The organism is Mesorhizobium sp. U510 (genome assembly GCF_059180695.1).
Genome location: NZ_CP180531.1, coordinates 74,235 through 91,592, shown reverse-complemented (window position 1 = coordinate 91,592; position 17,358 = coordinate 74,235). Strand labels below are relative to the sequence as shown.

Genomic DNA, 17,358 nt, shown 5'->3' with positions numbered 1-17,358 from the left:
GCCCGCGCATCCGGGAAACAAGACCGAGGAGTTTAACAATGGGTCTGATTGACGGTTTCGGCGCGCCGGTGTCGCATGGCAACAGGGCATCAGTCGATGCCTTCCATGCAGCGGCGGTGCGGATGCTCGGCTACGCGCCCGACCCTGGCGCGATGATCGGCGCGGTGCTGGCCGAGGACCCGGACTTCATCATGGGGCGCTGCTTTCTGGCGGGGATATTCCTGACCGCCTCGGACAAGCGCTGTCAGGGCGATCTTGCGCGCGAGTTCGCGGTGCTCGAACGCCTCGCGCCGCACGCCAACGAGCGCGAGCTTGGCCATATCAAGGCGATCAGGCTGTGGCTTTCAGGCGATTTCCATGCGGCGTCCCAGGCCTATGCCGATATTCTACTCGACTATCCGCGCGACCTCTGCGCGCTGCAGTTCGGTCACCAGACGGATTTCCTGCTCGGCACCGCCAGTTCCACCCGTGATCGCCCGACGCGGGTCATGCACCATTGGAACGAGGGCGATCCGGAATATTCCTACATCCTGGGAATGCTGGCCTTCGGGCTGGAAGAGTCGGGCCACTACCCGCAAGCCGAGGAGACGGCGCTGCGCTGCGTCGAATTGAACCCGCGCGATACGTGGGGCGTGCACGGGCTGGCGCATTGCTACGAGATGCAAGGCAAGACCGAGCTCGGCATCAGCTATATGGAACGCTCCGAGGAGAACTGGGCCGGCGAAAACTACCTCTCCACCCACAATCGCTGGCATCTCAATCTCTATCACCTGGAAAACTGCGACTTCGACAAGGCGCTGGTGAGCCACGACCGCTATATGACGGTGACGAAGGCATCGCCATTGATGGACATGCATGACAGCGCGGCGATGCTGTGGCGGCTGGCCATGGACGGGGTGGATTGCGGCGACCGCTGGACGCCGGTGGCCGAGCGCTACACCGAGGTGATCGACCAGGCCTATCTTGCCTTCACCGACATGCACGCGATGATGGCCTTCGCCGCGACCGGGCGTGACGCCGAAGCCAAGGCTCTGATCGCTGCCCTGGAAGCCAATGCGGATGGCCCGTCCACCAGCTCCATCGTGATCCGCGCGGCAGGCCTGCCAATCGTGAAAGGGTTTCAGTCCTTCGGGCGGGGAGACTACGAGACGGCCAAGGCACAGATTTCCAAGGCGCGGCACTCGGCGCATCTGTTCGGCGGCTCCATCGCGCAGCGCGATGTCATCAACCTGACGCTGATGGAGGCCGCCATACGCTCCGGCGATCGGGCCATGGTCGAGGGGTTGATTGCCGAACGCAGCCTGATGAAGCCCGAAAGCCCGCTGACAGACTTCTTCCGCAAGCGTGGTTCGGAAGCCGCTACGCACTGACCAGCCGACAGGCCGGCGAAACCGGCCGCGTCGGTCGTTGGCATCGCCCACACTCCACAAGGAGGATTTCACCATGCGTCCGTGCATCGGCGTCATGTCCTGTTCATGCGATTTCCGGGGTGAGCCGGGCGTGTATCTGCCCAGCCGTTATGTGAGCGGAATCTCGGAGCAACTCGACGCCGACATTCTTCTGGTTCCGCCCATCCCCACAGCGGCTCGGGCATCGTCTATCCTGGCGAAGCTCGATGGCATCATCCTTACCGGCAGTCCGTCGAACATCGAGCCGGCACGGTATGGCGCGAGCGAGGGCGCCGGCCCGTTCGACCCTTCACGCGATCACGTTGCCCTTGATCTCATCCTGGAGGCCAAGTCCCGCCGGCTTCCCGTGCTTGGGATTTGCCGAGGCCTGCAGGAAATCAATGTCGCCCTGGGCGGCACGCTGCAGGACGGGCTTGGCGCCGAGGACCGAATGTTGCGCCATCACGCCCCGGCCGGCACCGATGGCCCGGGCCAGTTTTCCTGGAGCCATCCGCTGGATGTCGCGCCGGACGGCCTGCTTCACCGGGAGCTCGGAACCGGCATGGTGGAGATCAATTCCATTCACTACCAAGGCATTGCGACGCTTGGAGAAGGCCTTCGCATCGAGGCCTTGGCACCCGATGATGTTGTGGAAGCGGTTGCGGCTGACGACTACCCGATCTTCGCCGTGCAATGGCATCCCGAGATGAGCGTCGAAAGCCGTGTGTCGCAGGCTGTCTTTTCGATCTTCGGCCGAATGCTCGGCTAGGCCAGGGCTTTCGGAATCGGCCACAGGGGCAGCAGCTTGTGAATGGACCGGACTTGTTGTCAGGCGAGGGTGGAAAGGACGATTGCGGCGAAGGCTGCGATCCACACGGTTTCCGCCACAATGATCGCCATCGCCCGGGGGCCGACCTCGAAGAAATCCTTCAGCGACGTTTTCATGCCGAGCCCGGCTATGGCTATCACCAACGCCCATCGCGACGCATCGGCCAGGGCTGCTGAAGCCTGCGCTGGAATCAGGCCGACACTGTTGATGATCACCAGCAATACGAAGCCGATCAGGAAAAGCGGAAATCTGGCCCGCGTACCCGGTCCCGAACGGGTCATGAGAAGGGTGATGGTGGCGACCACGGACACCAGCATGGCGACCCGCAACAGCTTGACGATGGTTGCCGTGTCGCCGGCTTCCCGCGAGATCGAGTAGCCGGCGCCGACCACCTGGGCGACATCGTGCACAGTCGCCCCGATGAAGATGCCGGACAGCCTGTCATCGAAGCCGAAAAATGAAGCCAGGACAGGATAGGCGATCATGGCGACCGTACTTAGCGCGGTCACGGCGACAACGGTGAAAATCGTGTCGCGCTCGGATATGCCGCGCTCTCCCTTGGGCAGGACGGATGTCAGCGCCAGCGCCGCCGATGCGCCGCAAATGCCGACCGCACCGCCGGTGAGAATGCCGAATGCGGCCGGGCGGCCAAAAAACCGGCCGAGGCCGAGGCCCAGCAGGATGGTTGTCGCCAGGCCCCCAATCGCCAGAAAAATCGGGAGGGGTCCGAGCGCCAGCATGTCCGAAAGCGTGATGCGCGCTCCGAGCAGCGCCACACCGATCCGCAGAACCGGCCGGGAAGCCAAGGCCACACCGGGAATGCACTTTCCAGCCGGGCCAATGAAATTGAACGCCATTCCTAACAACAAGGCGAACAGTATGACGGGCGCGCTATAGTGAGTGCTCAGAAAGGTCGCCGCCATCGCGACTGTCAGGCAAAGCACCATCCCGGGCATGATTTCGCGCGCGCCCTCGGGCGTCAGAAAACGCGGCCAGACCAAGGTCGTCATTGCCGTCCGGCTCCGCCGAACTAGGCTCCAGAATCGAGGGTGGGCACTTGCCTTCCTTGTTCTGTGGGGGTTTGTTCAGGCCAGCCGGATCGGCTTTCACGCCTTTTCCGCAAGGTCGCGATAACCGTCGCGCGACTGCGGCAGCTTCATCTCGAGAACTGCCGAGGCAACTTGATTGCGCAGCATCTGAGCGGTGCCGCCGCCAATAGTGAACATGCGCGCATCGCGGGCCATGCGTTCCATGGGCAAATTGCGCGAATAGCCCATCGCGCCATGAATCTGCAGCGCCTCGTTGGTGACCTTGATCGCCGTTTCGGAAGCGAGGATCTTGGCCTGCGCGGCTTCCTGCATGCTGGGAAAGCCGGTGCCCGCGTTGATCGCCGCCTTGTAGATGAGAGCCTGCGACGCCGCGAGGCCGATCGACATATCCGCAAGCATCCATTGCAGGCCCTGGAATTCCGCGATCGGCCGGCCGAACTGTTCGCGCGTCTTAGAGTAGTCGCGGGCAATCTCGAAAGCTCCCTGGGCGATGCCATGCGCCACCGTGGCGGCTCCGACGCGCTGGGCATTGTACGCACTCATCAAGGCCGCGAAGCCACGGCGGAAACCGTGAGGCGGGCGGACGACCATGTTTTCGTGTATCTCCAGATCCTCGAAGTGCAGGTGAGTCTCGGGAATGCCGCGCAGGCCCATGGCCGGTTCACGTTTGCCAACTCTCAACCCCTGGGCTTCGCCGCGAATGGCGATGAAGCCGCCAATGCCTTGCTCCTGGCCGTCCTCGATGACGCGGGCGAAGATCAGGTGCACCTTGGAGACGCCGCCGCCGGTGATCCAATGCTTTTCACCGTTGAGAATGTAGCGGTCGCCCCTCTTTACGGCCGTTGTGGTCATCTCTGTCGCAGCACTGCCGGCGCCCGGTTCGGTGATGCAGATTGCCGGCTTGTCTCCGGCAAGGACGTAAGGCGCGACCAGCTTTTTCTGCTCATGCGAACCATAGACCATGATCGCGCCGATACCACCCATATTGGCCTCGACCACGATACGACCCGTTGCCCCGCATGTCCGCGCCATCTGCTCGATGACGAGGACGGCATCCAGGTAGGTCAGGCCACGTCCGCCATAGTCCTTCGGGATCGTCATGCCCATGAAGCCGGCCTCGGTCAGCTTCTTGGTCGTATCCCACGGGTACTCCTCGGTACGATCGACTTCCGCCGCTCGGGCACGCACGTGTCCTTCGGCGAGATCGCGCGCCTCGTCCTGAAGCAGCTTCTGGTCGGCGGTCAGCTGAAACATCGAATGTCTCCTGGTCTGGGTTAGCGTGAGGCGGGGGGTTCGCCGGCGGCGGGTTGTTTGAGAAGTTCGTCAAGCACGGACTTGGTATCGGCGCCGCAAACCGGCGGCGGTCGGCGATACGTCACCGGCGTTTTTGACAGCTTGATCGGATTGCCGATCAGATCGACGGTGCCATTGCCGGCAAGCGGGTGGGGCATGGAAATCTTCATGTCGCGCGCCGCGACCTGATCGCTGTCGAAGACGTCCTTCAATGTGTTGATAGGACCGCCGGGAATGCCGTTTTCTTCCAGGCCGTCAATCAGGCTGTCCCGGCTCCAAAGCAGCAGTTTCCGCGCGATCATCGGGATCAGTGTCGCGCGGTTTTCCAGCCGGGCGGCATTGGTCGCGAACCGCTCGTCGCGGCAAAGTTCGGGGGCTTCGATGAGCTTGCAGAAGCGCTGGTATTGACTGTCATTGCCGACCGCCACGATGACGTGGCCATCGCTTGTCTCAAAAACCTGGTAGGGCACGATATTGGGATGCTGATTGCCCCGGCGCACCGGCAGCTTGCCCGACAACAGATAGTTGGTGCCTTCGTTGATCAGCCAGGAGATCTGGGAATCGACAAGGGCGATGTCGATGCTTTGCCCTTCTCCCGTCTTTTCGCTGTGGCGCAGCGCCGCCAGGATGGCGGTGGCCGCATACATGCCGGTCATGACATCGGCGATGCCGACAGCGACTTTCGTCGGCTCTCCCGCGGCCGGCCCGGTCAGGCTCATGATGCCGCCATAGCCTTGCGCAAGCAGGTCGTAGCCCGGCTTCTCGGCATTCGGCCCCGTCTGGCCGAAGCCGGTGATCGAGCAATAGACCAGGCGCGGGAATTCCCGGGCGAGGTCATCGTAGGACAGGCCGTATTTCTTCAGGCCGCCGACCTTAAAATTCTCGACCAGCACATCGCAATGCGCCAGCAACGCGCGGACCGTCCTTGCTCCTTGCGGCGTGGCGATGTCGAGCGCCACCGAGCGCTTGTTGCGGTTGGCGCAGACGTAGTAGGCGCTTTCCCCGGTCGGATTGCCATCTTTATCCTCGAGAAAAGGTGGCCCCCAGGCGCGGGTGTCGTCCCCAGCGCCGGGCCTTTCGATCTTGATCACGTCGGCGCCGAGATCGCCCAGAAGCTGGGTACAGCTCGGTCCGGCGAGAATGCGGCTCAGGTCGAGAATGCGAACGCCCGCCAGAGGTCCTTGGATATGCACGCAGCGCCTCCCTGCCAGTTGGTTCACCGGCCATCCTGGGCGCGGTCTCCTTGTTGCGAGCAGGCATATGACGAATGGAAAATTGACAAAAGCGAGATATTGTATATTTTAAAGTTTGGAAAACTCACACTAAAAAACTCGTCGTAAATCTGCGCTTTCTTCAGACTATCGTGGCGATCGCCGAACAGCCCAGCTTCATCGCTGCGGCCAATGCCCTGGGCCTCAGCCACTCGGCTATCAGTCTGCAGGTCAAGGCGCTCGAGGAGGAATTGCAGATCCAGATCGTCGACCGCGGCACGCGCCCGCCGACGCTGACCGATGCAGGCCTTGGCCTGGTCGAGCACGCACGACGGATGCTGAAAATCGCCGATGACATCCGCGCTCTTGCCAGCGACGACACCTTTGTCGGCACCGTGACGATCGGCGTCGTGCCGTCGGCCCTGGTGAACCTGATCCCGCCGGCGCTCGCCCGACTTCGCCTCGCCCACCCAAAACTTCTTGTCCGCATCCGCAGCGGGCTTTCCGGCGACCTTGCGCAGGCCGTTCGCAACCGCGACATCGATCTGGCTGTTGTCTCGGAGCCGCGTGTCCTGCCGGAGGGGCTGGCGTCCTATCCGATCTGCCTTGAACCGCTCAATGTCATCGTCCCGCTTTCGATTGCCGAAGCATCGGATGAAGACATCCTGCGGGCGCATCCGTTCATCTGGTTCAACCGGCGAACTTGGGCCGGACAGCAGATCGAACAGCATCTGCTCGACCGCAAGATCCATGTGCAGCCGGTGATGGAGATCGATTCGATCGAAGCGGTGGAATCGCTAGTCGCGCACGGGCTCGGCATTTCGATCACGCCGACCAGGGCCTGTGTGAGCGACGGCAACCGGCTACGGCGCATTCGGTTCGGAACGCCGCAGAAGCATCGCTGCCTGACCATGGTGATGCTCGAGAGAAGCCCGCGTCAGCGGTTGGCGGGAACCTTGTTGGGCGAGCTTCAACAGCTCACCGCCGGAGCGTTGCCGCCGCGACCCTGAACCTGCCAGACACACAGTGATGCCGGCGCCTCGACCGACCTGGTTACGTCCTGTTGTTGAGGCTTCGCGCCACCGACATGGCTTGCAGCTGGAGTTCCAGGCCGTCGTCAATATGCGACCGCATCGCTTGCGCTGCGGCGTCGGCATCGCCCTTCCTGACCGCATCCAGGAGTTTTGCATGTTCCCGCAATGATGCTTTGAGATAGGACTCACTCATCGTCGTGGTGAAAATGTGAAAGGACACGCTCCTGTTCCACATCGAGTCGAACATCTCGAGCAGATACCTGTTGCCGGTCTGTTCGACAAATGACCGGTGGATGGCCTTGTTTGCGTCGTAGTATTCGCCGGCGGTGGTGATCTTGCGGCTTTCCTGTGCTTCTATGACCGAGCGGATGCGATCGAGCCTTGCGGCGTCCAGCTCGAGCGCCAGAACGCGGGCGCTATGGCCCTCAATTGCTTGCCTTGCGGCATAGATCTCGCGCGCCTCATCGTCGGCGACCTGACGGACCATGAAGCCGCCGCTGCCAACAGTTATCAATATGCCTTCCTGCTCGAGGCGCAGCAGTGCCTCGCGCACCGGGGTGCGGCTGATCTGGAAGTCCGCGGCCAGCTTCTCCTGAACAATGCGCTCGCTTGGCGGGATCGCCCCTTCGGTTATCGCGCTCAGTATCTGTGCGTAGACTTCGTCCGCAAGGCGTCTCTTGGGGACTATGATTTGTTGAAACCTCGACATCGCATCCTCATCGTCTGCATGGAATGCACCCTGTGCCCCAGGAGATGGCCGTCAGCGCGCTACCCTCTTTGGCACCCTATGTATTCTGTATCCATATCGGTGTGGCTGATCCACAATAATAATGCTGCCTCTCGGTGGTCAGGATGGGAACCGCTCACCTGGAATCAACTGATCGAATACGGCAGAACGCCGCGCTGGTTATGATTTACCGTCAGCTTGCGCTTTAGCGGCGGTACCGCGCGCTGCTGACAATTCGTCCGCTCGCAGATGCGGCAGGAAATGCCGATCGGATCGAAGGCCGCACGATTGCCGAGGTCGAGATTGTTGGCATAGACGAAGCTGTCGGCATGGGTGATCTCGCAGCCAAGCGCGATCGCGTAACGTCGCTGCAGCGCGTTGAAGCCGCCGCCGCCCTTGGCGAGTTCGGTCGCCACGCAAAGATAGCGCACGCCATCCGGCGTTTCGGCAAGCTGGCGGATGATGCGGCCGGGCGTCTCGAAGGCCTGGTGCACATTCCACAACGGACAGGCGGCGCCAAAGCGAGCGAATTGCAGCTTTGCCGCGCTGTGGCGCTTGGTGATGTTGCCGGCGCGGTCGATACGGGCAAAGAAGATCGGGACACCCTTGAGACCCGGACGCTGCAAGGTGCTCAATCGATGGGCTACCTGCTCCAGGCTGGCGCCGAAGCGCGCGGCCAGAAGGTCGAGATCATGGCGCAATTCCTTCGCCGCCGTCAGGAACGACTGATAGGGCAAGGTCAGTGCGCCGGCAAAGTAGTTCATCAGGCCGATCTTGCAGATTTCCAGGGCTTCGACTGTCCGGAAGCCGGCATGGCCGGCAATTGCCGTGATCTGCGCGTCCATCTCCAGCTCGGCGATCTGGAAGGCGATCTGGAAATTGCGGGTTGAAGCCGGCGAATAGGGATTGAGGAACAGCACCCGCGACTTTGGATCGAAACGGCGAAGAATGTCCTCGCCAAATTCGGCCCGGACGATGCGGACCTTGTGCCGCTCTTCCATATAGCCGGGCAGGATGCCGCTGGTTTCGCGCTCCGAGATACCAAGCTGCATCGCCAGTTTTTCGGCAGCGAGGTCGAGTTCGTGGATGTAGTTGTCCACGAAGTGGAAGAAGTCGCGTACTTCCTCGTAGGGCGTCGGCTCGGCAAAGGATGCGGAGCGTCCAAGCGTGTCGTCGAAGCTCGCCAGTTGCTCGCTGTTTCGACGGTAGGCCTGATGGCAAGCGATAAGCGCACGGGCGAGGCCCGGCGCGTTCTGGGTGATCAGTTTCAATTCCTGGAGGTTGGGTTTGTAGTTGTCGAAGACCGGGTCGGCCAGCGCTTCCGTCATCGCCGAAAGCAGCCGGTCGTCGTCGCCCAGCGAAATGGCGCCGATATCGATCTGGAAGGTCTCGGCCAGAGCCAGCAGCACGGCGGCCGAAACCGGCCGCTGGTTGTTCTCGATCTGGTTGAGATAGCTGGTCGAGATGCCAATGCGCTCGGCAAAGACGGATTGCGTGACCTTGTGGGACTCGCGGATGTTGCGGATCTTACGGCCGACATAGAGTTTTCGAGTTGCCATGTTTGCAAATTCGCAATTTACAATTTTCAAAAGCTTACATTACACAACCACACCTGTTCAAGCGTTCCGCCGGGATCGATGGGAATTTATGAACGCTGCCTGATGTGACCGGCGCGCCGTGCGCAAGGTCTGGTCCGGGGGTGGAACGATGATCCTTCATACAGCAGCGCCCTGCACCAAGGAGGCCGCTGATGCGCGCCGTTCTCGAACAGCTTGAAGCACGCCGTGGCGAGGCCCGCCTCGGTGGCGGGCAGAAGCGCATCGACGCCCAGCACGCCAAGGGCAAGCTGACGGCACGCGAGCGTCTCGACGTTCTCCTCGACGAGGGGTCGTTCGAGGAATACGACATGTATGTCACCCACCGCGCCACTGACTTCGGCATGGCGGGCCAGAAGGTCGCCGGCGATGGCGTCGTCACCGGCTGGGGCACGATCAACGGCCGGCTGGTCTATGTTTTCTCGCAGGATTTTACCGTTCTCGGCGGCTCGCTGTCGGAAACCCATGCCCAGAAGATCTGCAAGATCATGGATATGGCGGTGCGCAACGGCGCGCCAGTGATCGGCCTGAACGATTCAGGCGGCGCGCGCATCCAGGAGGGTGTGGCTTCGCTTGCAGGCTATGCCGACGTGTTCAAGCGCAATGTCGATGCCTCGGGCGTGGTGCCGCAGATTTCGGTGATCATGGGGCCGTGCGCCGGTGGTGCGGTCTATTCGCCGGCCATGACCGACTTCATCTTCATGGTGCGGGATTCCTCCTACATGTTCGTGACAGGCCCCGATGTGGTGAAGACCGTCACCAACGAGATCGTCACCGCCGAAGAACTTGGTGGCGCGCGCACGCACACAACGAAATCGTCGGTTGCGGATGGCGCCTACGACAACGATGTCGAGACGCTGGAGCAGGTCAGGTCGCTGTTCGACTTCCTGCCGCTCAACAATCGCGAAAAGCCGCCGATGCGTCCATTCCACGATGATCCTTCGCGGCTCGAGATGCGACTGGACACGTTGATCCCCGACAGCGCGGCAAAACCCTACGACATGCGCGAACTGATCCTGGCGATCGCCGACGAGGCGGATTTCTTCGAGATACAGGAAGCCTTCGCCCGAAACATCATCACCGGCTTCCTGCGCATCGAGGGCCAGACGGTCGGTGTCGTCGCCAACCAGCCGATGGTGCTGGCAGGCTGCCTCGATATCAACTCTTCGCGCAAGGCAGCACGTTTCGTGCGCTTCTGCGATGCTTTCTCGATCCCGATCCTGACCCTGGTCGACGTACCCGGTTTCCTGCCCGGCACCGCGCAAGAATATGGCGGCGTCATCAAGCATGGGGCGAAACTGTTGTTTGCCTATAGCCAGGCGACGGTGCCGATGGTGACGTTGATCACACGCAAGGCCTATGGTGGCGCCTATGACGTCATGGCCTCGAAGCACATCGGCGCCGACGTCAACTATGCCTGGCCGACAGCCGAGATCGCGGTAATGGGTGCCAAGGGCGCGACCGAGATCCTTTATCGCTCGGAGCTTGGCGACAAGGACAAAATTGCGCAGCGCACCCGCGACTACGAGGAACGCTTCGCCAATCCGTTCGTGGCGGCAGAACGCGGCTTCATCGACGAGGTGATCATGCCGCATTCCTCGCGCCGGCGCATTGCCCGCGCCTTTGCCGCCTTGCGCGGCAAGAGCGTCGATGCACGCTGGAAGAAGCACGACACGATGCCGCTCTAGAGGTGAGAGCAATGTGCATTCACGTATCCTGCGGCGGACGCACCTACGCGACGCCGCGGCAACTTTCTGAACTCATCGGCGGACCTCAGGGCCTGGTTTGGTTGGAGCACGCCGGTGAAATGGACTGGTGCCTTTGCACCATCGACATTTCCAAAACCCTGGACCTGGCCGGGTTAACGTGGACGCAGTCTCGCGCCCACAAGACATTTGTCGTGGAGCAATAGATCACCCATGTTCAAGAAGATTCTCATCGCCAATCGCGGCGAGATCGCATGCCGCGTCTTCAAGACAGCGAAGAGACTTGGCATTGCGACAGTTGCTGTCTATTCCGACGCGGACCGTGATGCGTTGCACGTCAAGATGGCTGACGAGGCCGTGCATGTTGGCCCGCCACCGTCTAGCCAGTCTTATATCGTAATCGGAAAAATCCTCGATGCCGTGAAAGCCAGTGGCGCTGACGCGGTCCATCCAGGCTACGGCTTCCTGTCGGAAAACGCCAATTTCGCCGAAGCGCTGAAAGCCATCGGCGTCGCGTTCATCGGACCGCCACCGTTCGCCATCGAAGCGATGGGCGACAAGATCACCTCGAAGAAGATCGCGGCGGCGGCCGGCGTTTCGACCGTACCTGGTCACATGGGACTGATCGCAGATGCCGACGAAGCCGCCAGCATCGCCGGCCAGATCGGCTACCCGGTGATGATCAAGGCTTCGGCCGGCGGCGGTGGCAAGGGGATGCGGATCGCCTGGAACGACGCGGAGGCGCGCGAAGGGTTCCAGTCGTCAAGAAATGAAGCAAAGTCCTCCTTCGGTGACGACCGCATTTTCATCGAGAAATTCGTTACCCAACCGCGCCACATCGAGATCCAGGTGCTTGGCGATCAGCATGGCAACCTGATCTACCTCGGGGAACGCGAATGCTCAATTCAGCGGCGCAACCAAAAGGTCATTGAAGAGGCACCCTCCCCCTTCCTCGACGCCTTGACGCGCAAGGCCATGGGCGAACAGGCAGTGGCATTGGCCAAGGCCGTTGGCTATTTCTCGGCCGGCACGGTCGAGTTCATCGTCGACGGCGCGAAGAAATTCTATTTCCTCGAGATGAACACTCGCCTCCAGGTCGAGCATCCGGTGACCGAACTGATCACCGGCATCGACCTTGTGGAGGAAATGATCCGTGTGGCCGCCGGTGAAAAGCTGCGTTGGACCCAGGACGACGTGAAACTCGATGGCTGGGCCCTTGAAAGCCGGCTCTATGCCGAGGATCCCTTCCGCAACTTCCTGCCGTCGACAGGCCGGCTGACACGCTATCGCCCACCAGCCGAAGGCAAGCGAAACGACGGCACCGTTGTGCGCAACGACACCGGCGTCTTCGAAGGCGGTGAGATTTCCATGTATTACGATCCGATGATTGCCAAGTTGTGCGCATGGGCGCCCGACCGGCTGGCCGCGATCGAGGCCATGGCACGAGCGCTCGACGACTTCGAAGTCGAAGGCATCGGCCACAACCTTCCATTTCTCTCCGCGGTCATGGCTCATCCGCGTTTTCGTGACGGCCGGATTACAACGGCTTTCATCGCCGAGGAATATCCCGAAGGCTTTTTGGGGATCAAACCATCCGCGGACGACGCCAGGAAGCTGGCGGCGATCGCCGCTTTCATGAATCTGAAGGCACAGAAGCGCAGTGTGCTGACTTCCGGCGCGTTGGACAATCACCGTCGGGTGGTGGGTCGCGACTGGGTGGCGACTCTTGCTGGCCAAAACTTTGCAATCACGGTTGGGGAAGAAAACGACAGGATCGTCGTCAGCTTCCCAAAGGGTGCACCGATCTCCGTAGCCAGCGACTGGCTACCCGGTCGCTCTCATGCGAAATTCACCGTGGGCGAAGATGCGATGGGCGTGAAGACGGCACCCGCGGCGACGGGCGTTCGCCTGCGCTGGCGGGGCATGGATGTCGTCGCCTATGTGCGCTCGCGCCGCATTGCGGAACTGGCGCTGCTGATGCCGGAAAAACAGTTGCCGGACACCTCCAAGATGCTGCTTTGCCCAATGCCGGGGGTGGTCACCTCAATCTCGGTCAAGGCGGGAGACCAGGTCGAGGCAGGGCAAGCGCTTGCCACTGTCGAGGCCATGAAAATGGAAAACGTCCTGCGCGCCGAGCGCAAGGCGACTGTCCTGCGCATTGCCACTGAGGCCGGCGCCAGCCTGGCGGTTGACGAACTCATCATGGAATTCGAATGAACAAGATGGTGGTCGACAACGTGGACAGTGACAAGTGGCGGGCGCTTGCAGAGCGCGAGTTGAACGCATCGCCCGATTCACTAGTCTGGCAAACGCCTGAAGGTATCCCAGTCAAGCCGCTCTATACGGTCGCCGATCTCGAAGGCATCGAGCATCTCGGTTCGTCTCCGGGACTGAAGCCGTTCCTGCGCGGGCCACGGGCCACCATGTATGCCGGCCGTCCCTGGACGATCCGCCAGTATGCCGGCTTTTCGACAGCCGAAGAATCCAACGCTTTCTACCGCAAGGCGCTCGGCGCCGGCCAAAAGGGGCTATCTGTGGCTTTCGATCTAGCCACCCATCGCGGCTACGATTCAGACCACCCCCGCGTCGAGGGCGATGTCGGCAAGGCCGGCGTGGCGATCGACTCGGTCGAGGACATGAAAATCCTGTTCGACGGCATCCCGCTAGAGGAGATGTCGGTGTCGATGACCATGAACGGCGCGGTGATCCCGATCCTGGCGAACTTCATCGTCGCGGCAGAAGAACAGGGTGTCGCGCGCGAAAAGCTGTCCGGGACCATCCAGAACGACATCCTCAAGGAGTTCATGGTCCGCAACACCTACATCTATCCGCCCGAACCCTCGATGCGGATCATCGCCGACATCATCGAGTATACGGCAAGGGAGATGCCAAGGTTCAACTCGATCTCGATCTCCGGCTACCATATGCAGGAGGCCGGAGCGACGCTGGTCCAGGAACTTGCCTTCACGCTGGCCGACGGGCGCGAATATGTCCGCGCGGCGATCGCCAAGGGTCTGAATGTCGACGATTTCGCCGGGCGGCTTTCGTTCTTCTTCGCAATCGGCATGAATTTCTTCATGGAGGCGTCGAAGCTGCGGGCAGCGAGGCTGCTCTGGTCGCGCATCATGGAAGAGTTCGAACCGAAGAAGCAATCGTCATTCATGCTGCGCACCCATTGCCAGACATCGGGCGTTTCGCTGCAGGAGCAGGATCCCTACAACAACATCGTGCGCACAGCCTATGAAGCGCTGGCTGCGGCGCTCGGCGGTACACAATCGCTTCACACGAACTCGTTCGACGAGGCAATTGCCTTGCCTACGGAGTTTTCGGCGCGCATCGCTCGGAACACACAGCTCATCCTGCAGCACGAGACCGGGGTGACCAAGGTCATCGATCCGCTCGCCGGCTCGTACTATGTTGAAAGCCTAACCAATGAGCTCGCCGAAAAAGCCTGGGCACTGATCGAAGAGGTCGAGGCGATGGGCGGCATGACCAAAGCCGTTGCCTCCGGCCTGCCCAAGCGCATGATCGAGGAAGCGGCGACACGCCGTCAGGCGGCCGTCGACAAGGGCGAAGAGGTCATCGTCGGCGTCAACAAGTTCCGTCTCGATATCGAAGACCGGATCGACATCCTCGATATCGACAACGCCGCCGTACGCCAGTCGCAGATTGCCCGCATCGAGAAGACCAGGCGCCAGCGCGACCCGCGCCGTGCCAGCGAGGCGCTGGCTGTGCTTGGCGCGGTCGCGGCCAGCGGCGAAGGCAACATTCTCGAGGCAGCGGTCGAAGCGGCAAGGGCCCGCGCAACCGTTGGGGAGATTTCCAACGCAATGCACAAGGTGTTTGGCGATCATACAGCGGTCCCCGAAGTGGTCAGGTCAGTCTATGGTGCGGCCTATAGACATGAACCGGAATTCCAGACGCTGGTTTCGCGTCTCGGGGATTTCACGGCGGTGCGTGGCGGAAAGCCGAGGGTCATGGTCGCCAAGCTCGGCCAGGATGGACATGATCGCGGTGCCAAGATCATCGCTTCCGCCTTTGGCGATATCGGTTTCGAGGTCATTGCCGGACCATTGTTTCAGACACCCGACGAGGCTGCCGATCTGGCTATCGCCGCAGAGGTCCATGTCGTCGGCGTGTCTTCGCTCGCGGCTGGCCACAAAACGTTGTTGCCGCAATTGATTGACGCGCTGATTGCCAAGGGAGCTGCCGACATTATCGTCGTCTGCGGCGGCGTGGTGCCGCGTCAGGACTATGAATTCCTGCTTGACCACGGCGTCGCCGCCGTTTTCGGTCCAGGCACCAATGTGCTGGATGCAGCGCGCGCTGTGTTGGATCTCATGGAAGGCAAGCGTCGAAACATTTAGCCGCACAGAACAGGGATGGAAATGCAGTCAGCAATTTCGGATTTGCCGATGCCCAAGGCGCAATCCAACGAGAGCCGCCGGAGATGGACCCTGGAAGAGGCTCGGGCACTTCACGACGCGCCCTTCAACGACCTGCTGTTTCAGGCGCAAACCGTCCACCGCCAGAATTTCGATCCCAACAAGGTCCAGCTCAGCCGACTTCTCAGCATCAAGACGGGCGGATGTCCGGAGGATTGCGGTTATTGCAGCCAGTCGGCGCATCACGAAACCGGTCTGAAGGCGTCGAAACTGATGGAGGTCAGGCGCGTCATCGCCGAAGCGACCAAGGCGCGTGACGCCGGTGCCACGCGCTATTGCATGGGTGCCGCCTGGCGAAACCCCAAGGCGCGCGACATGGATGCGGTCGTCGCTATGGTTGAGGGCGTAAAAGCGCTCGGCATGGAGACCTGCATGACGCTCGGCATGCTCGACCTCGATCAGGCCGCTCGCCTGAAACAGGCTGGCCTCGACTACTACAACCACAACATCGACACGTCGGAGCGCTACTATAGCGAGATCATCAGCACACGCAGCTTTGCCGACCGGCTGGATACGCTCGCCAATGTCCGCGACAGCGGCATCAAGGTCTGCTGCGGTGGCATTGTCGGCATGGGCGAAGAGCCGGCGGACCGGATCGACATGCTGGTCACGCTGGTCAATCTGCCAGAACATCCGCAAAGCGTTCCGATCAACATGCTGATCCCGATCGCCGGCACCCCGCTTGCCGACGCCAGACCGATCCAGCCGATCGAATTCGTGCGCGTGATCGCGCTGGCGCGCATTATGATGCCTAAATCGCATGTCCGACTTTCTGCAGGACGCACCGCCATGACCGACGAGATGCAGGCGCTGTGCTTCTTTGCCGGTGTCAACTCGATCTTCGTCGGCGACACGCTGCTGACGGCGGACAATCCGGGCGAGGACGAGGATACCCTTTTGTTCCGCCGTCTCGGCATCGAACCGATGGAACTCGGGGCGCAATGAACGGGACACCGCTTGCCCGCTATGACGCGACCTTGCAGGGGCTGGCGCGCAAGGACCGGCTGCGCACGCTGTCGCCCCGCGCCGGGCTCGACTTCTCGTCGAACGACTATCTCGGGCTCGCCGCCTCTAAAAGGCTTGGCGATGCGGTTGCGGCGGCGATTGCGCGGGGCATGCCGGTAGGCGCGACCGGATCGCGGCTGTTGCGCGGCAACGCGTTGGAACACGAGGCGCTGGAGACGGACGCGGCGGCATTTTTCGGGAGCGAGCGCGCGCTATTCTTCGGCAGCGGCTACATCGCCAACTTCGCTTTGCTGACCGCGCTGCCGCAGAAGGGCGACCTGCTGGTCCTCGACGAGTTGGCCCATGCCAGCATGCATGAGGGGGCCCGCGCTGGCCGCGCCGAGTTCAAGCTCACCGCACATAACGACGTCGATGCTATCGAGGATGCGATCATCCGCTGGCGCGCCGAGGGCGGCATGGGGCGCGTCTGGATCGGTGTCGAAAGCCTCTACAGCATGGATGGCGACCGTGCGCCCATGGAGAGCCTGATTGCGCTTGCCGATCGCCACGAGGCATTCATTGTCGTTGACGAGGCCCATGCCACCGGCGTCTGGGGGCCGGACGGCCGGGGGCTGGCTGCCGCTTTCGAGCGCCGCGACAACATCATTGCGCTCCATACCTGCGGCAAGGCGCTCGGAGCGTCCGGTGCACTCGTCACCGGGCCGGGACTCCTTTGCGACTATCTCGTCAACCGCTGCCGGCCATTCATCTACTCCACCGCGCCATCGCCGCTGATGGCCATGGCAGCGCGCGAGGCGATTGCCATACTGTCCGAAGAACCGATCCGTCGTAACCGGCTGCATGAACGCGTTGCCTTCGTAAGCCTTCTATTGGCCCAGCGGTGTGGGGTGGTGTCGAGCGGGTCGCAGATCCAGCCCTTTGTCATCGGCGACAACAGGCGCACCATGACTGTGGCGGCGGCACTGCAGGCGCGCGGCTTCGACATCCGCGGCATTCGTCCGCCGACCGTGCCCGAGGGCACGTCGCGCCTGCGTATCTCGCTGACGCTCAACGTCGGCGAAGCCGACATTTCCGCCATGGTCGAAGCGCTGGTCGAAGTGTTGGCCCAAACATGA

General features: G+C 61.8%; 13 protein-coding genes. 8 read left to right on the top strand and 5 right to left on the bottom strand.

Features of this window, described 5'->3' with window-relative positions; genetic code table 11:
- The first annotated feature begins 38 nt into the window (after nt 1-38).
- Together ACLGL5_RS00430 and ACLGL5_RS00425 are read left to right on the top strand one after the other, a co-directional pair.
- A complete protein-coding gene (locus tag ACLGL5_RS00430; RefSeq protein WP_019863714.1) occupies nt 39-1,370 on the top strand; it encodes a tetratricopeptide repeat protein in 1,332 nt (443 codons plus the stop codon).
- Nucleotides 1,371-1,443: 73 nt separating this feature from the next.
- Complete coding sequence (locus tag ACLGL5_RS00425; protein WP_027047866.1) at nt 1,444-2,157, top strand: gamma-glutamyl-gamma-aminobutyrate hydrolase family protein; 714 nt, start codon at nt 1,444-1,446, stop codon at nt 2,155-2,157.
- 59 nt (nt 2,158-2,216) lie between these two features.
- On the opposite strand, the gene ACLGL5_RS00420 is transcribed toward ACLGL5_RS00425, so the two are convergent.
- From ACLGL5_RS00420 to ACLGL5_RS00410, 3 genes are all read right to left on the bottom strand, one after another.
- Nucleotides 2,217-3,227, bottom strand: coding sequence for a YeiH family protein (locus ACLGL5_RS00420; protein ID WP_019863717.1), 1,011 nt, complete (start codon nt 3,225-3,227; stop codon nt 2,217-2,219).
- A 96-nt stretch (nt 3,228-3,323) separates the two neighbouring features.
- Nucleotides 3,324-4,520, bottom strand: a complete 1,197-nt coding sequence (gene acdA, locus ACLGL5_RS00415; RefSeq protein WP_019863718.1) for a 3-sulfinopropanoyl-CoA desulfinase — start codon at nt 4,518-4,520, stop codon at nt 3,324-3,326.
- Between the two features lie 20 nt (nt 4,521-4,540).
- The gene (locus ACLGL5_RS00410) at nt 4,541-5,752 is read right to left on the bottom strand and encodes a CaiB/BaiF CoA transferase family protein (RefSeq protein WP_019863719.1); all 1,212 of its coding nucleotides are present in this window, start codon (nt 5,750-5,752) and stop codon (nt 4,541-4,543) included.
- 98 nt (nt 5,753-5,850) lie between these two features.
- Here ACLGL5_RS00410 and ACLGL5_RS00405 point away from each other — a divergent pair, with 98 nt between their 5' ends.
- Entirely contained in the window at nt 5,851-6,780 is a 930-nt protein-coding gene (locus tag ACLGL5_RS00405; RefSeq protein WP_494372732.1) for a LysR family transcriptional regulator, read from the top strand.
- Between the two features lie 43 nt (nt 6,781-6,823).
- Here ACLGL5_RS00405 and ACLGL5_RS00400 read toward each other — a convergent pair whose 3' ends face one another.
- Together ACLGL5_RS00400 and ACLGL5_RS00395 are read right to left on the bottom strand one after the other, a co-directional pair.
- The gene (locus ACLGL5_RS00400) at nt 6,824-7,513 is read right to left on the bottom strand and encodes a GntR family transcriptional regulator (protein WP_019863721.1); all 690 of its coding nucleotides are present in this window, start codon (nt 7,511-7,513) and stop codon (nt 6,824-6,826) included.
- 164 nt (nt 7,514-7,677) lie between these two features.
- A complete protein-coding gene (locus ACLGL5_RS00395) occupies nt 7,678-9,090 on the bottom strand; it encodes a helix-turn-helix domain-containing protein (protein ID WP_494372714.1) in 1,413 nt (470 codons plus the stop codon).
- A 191-nt stretch (nt 9,091-9,281) separates the two neighbouring features.
- Between ACLGL5_RS00395 and ACLGL5_RS00390 the strand changes: the two genes are divergently transcribed.
- From ACLGL5_RS00390 to ACLGL5_RS00370, 5 genes are all read left to right on the top strand, one after another.
- Nucleotides 9,282-10,814: an acyl-CoA carboxylase subunit beta gene (locus tag ACLGL5_RS00390; RefSeq protein WP_494372713.1), complete on the top strand. Its 1,533-nt coding sequence runs from the start codon at nt 9,282-9,284 to the stop codon at nt 10,812-10,814.
- Nucleotides 10,815-11,045: 231 nt separating this feature from the next.
- The gene (locus ACLGL5_RS00385; protein WP_019863724.1) at nt 11,046-13,049 is read left to right on the top strand and encodes an acetyl-CoA carboxylase biotin carboxylase subunit; all 2,004 of its coding nucleotides are present in this window, start codon (nt 11,046-11,048) and stop codon (nt 13,047-13,049) included.
- Nucleotides 13,046-15,199: a methylmalonyl-CoA mutase gene (scpA, locus tag ACLGL5_RS00380; RefSeq protein ID WP_019863725.1), complete on the top strand. Its 2,154-nt coding sequence runs from the start codon at nt 13,046-13,048 to the stop codon at nt 15,197-15,199. The genes ACLGL5_RS00385 and scpA overlap by 4 nt, the downstream gene beginning before the upstream one ends.
- Before the next feature lie 48 nt (nt 15,200-15,247).
- Entirely contained in the window at nt 15,248-16,222 is a 975-nt protein-coding gene (gene bioB, locus ACLGL5_RS00375) for a biotin synthase BioB (protein ID WP_051112943.1), read from the top strand.
- On the top strand, nt 16,219-17,358 hold the full coding sequence (locus tag ACLGL5_RS00370) for an 8-amino-7-oxononanoate synthase (RefSeq protein ID WP_494372712.1): 1,140 nt from the start codon (nt 16,219-16,221) through the stop codon (nt 17,356-17,358). The genes bioB and ACLGL5_RS00370 overlap by 4 nt, the downstream gene beginning before the upstream one ends.

Excerpts from the sequence above, each read along its gene's own strand:
- ACLGL5_RS00430 (WP_019863714.1), top strand. The coding sequence starts at position 39 with ATGGGTCTGATTGACGGTTTCGGCGCGCCGGTGTCGCATGGCAACAGG.
- ACLGL5_RS00425 (WP_027047866.1), top strand. The coding sequence starts at position 1,444 with ATGCGTCCGTGCATCGGCGTCATGTCCTGTTCATGCGATTTCCGGGGT.
- ACLGL5_RS00420 (WP_019863717.1), bottom strand. The coding sequence starts at position 3,227 with ATGACGACCTTGGTCTGGCCGCGTTTTCTGACGCCCGAGGGCGCGCGC.
- acdA (WP_019863718.1), bottom strand. The coding sequence starts at position 4,520 with ATGTTTCAGCTGACCGCCGACCAGAAGCTGCTTCAGGACGAGGCGCGC.
- ACLGL5_RS00400 (WP_019863721.1), bottom strand. The coding sequence starts at position 7,513 with ATGTCGAGGTTTCAACAAATCATAGTCCCCAAGAGACGCCTTGCGGAC.
- ACLGL5_RS00395 (WP_494372714.1), bottom strand. The coding sequence starts at position 9,090 with ATGGCAACTCGAAAACTCTATGTCGGCCGTAAGATCCGCAACATCCGC.
- ACLGL5_RS00390 (WP_494372713.1), top strand. The coding sequence starts at position 9,282 with ATGCGCGCCGTTCTCGAACAGCTTGAAGCACGCCGTGGCGAGGCCCGC.
- ACLGL5_RS00385 (WP_019863724.1), top strand. The coding sequence starts at position 11,046 with ATGTTCAAGAAGATTCTCATCGCCAATCGCGGCGAGATCGCATGCCGC.
- scpA (WP_019863725.1), top strand. The coding sequence starts at position 13,046 with ATGAACAAGATGGTGGTCGACAACGTGGACAGTGACAAGTGGCGGGCG.
- bioB (WP_051112943.1), top strand. The coding sequence starts at position 15,248 with ATGCCCAAGGCGCAATCCAACGAGAGCCGCCGGAGATGGACCCTGGAA.
- ACLGL5_RS00370 (WP_494372712.1), top strand. The coding sequence starts at position 16,219 with ATGAACGGGACACCGCTTGCCCGCTATGACGCGACCTTGCAGGGGCTG.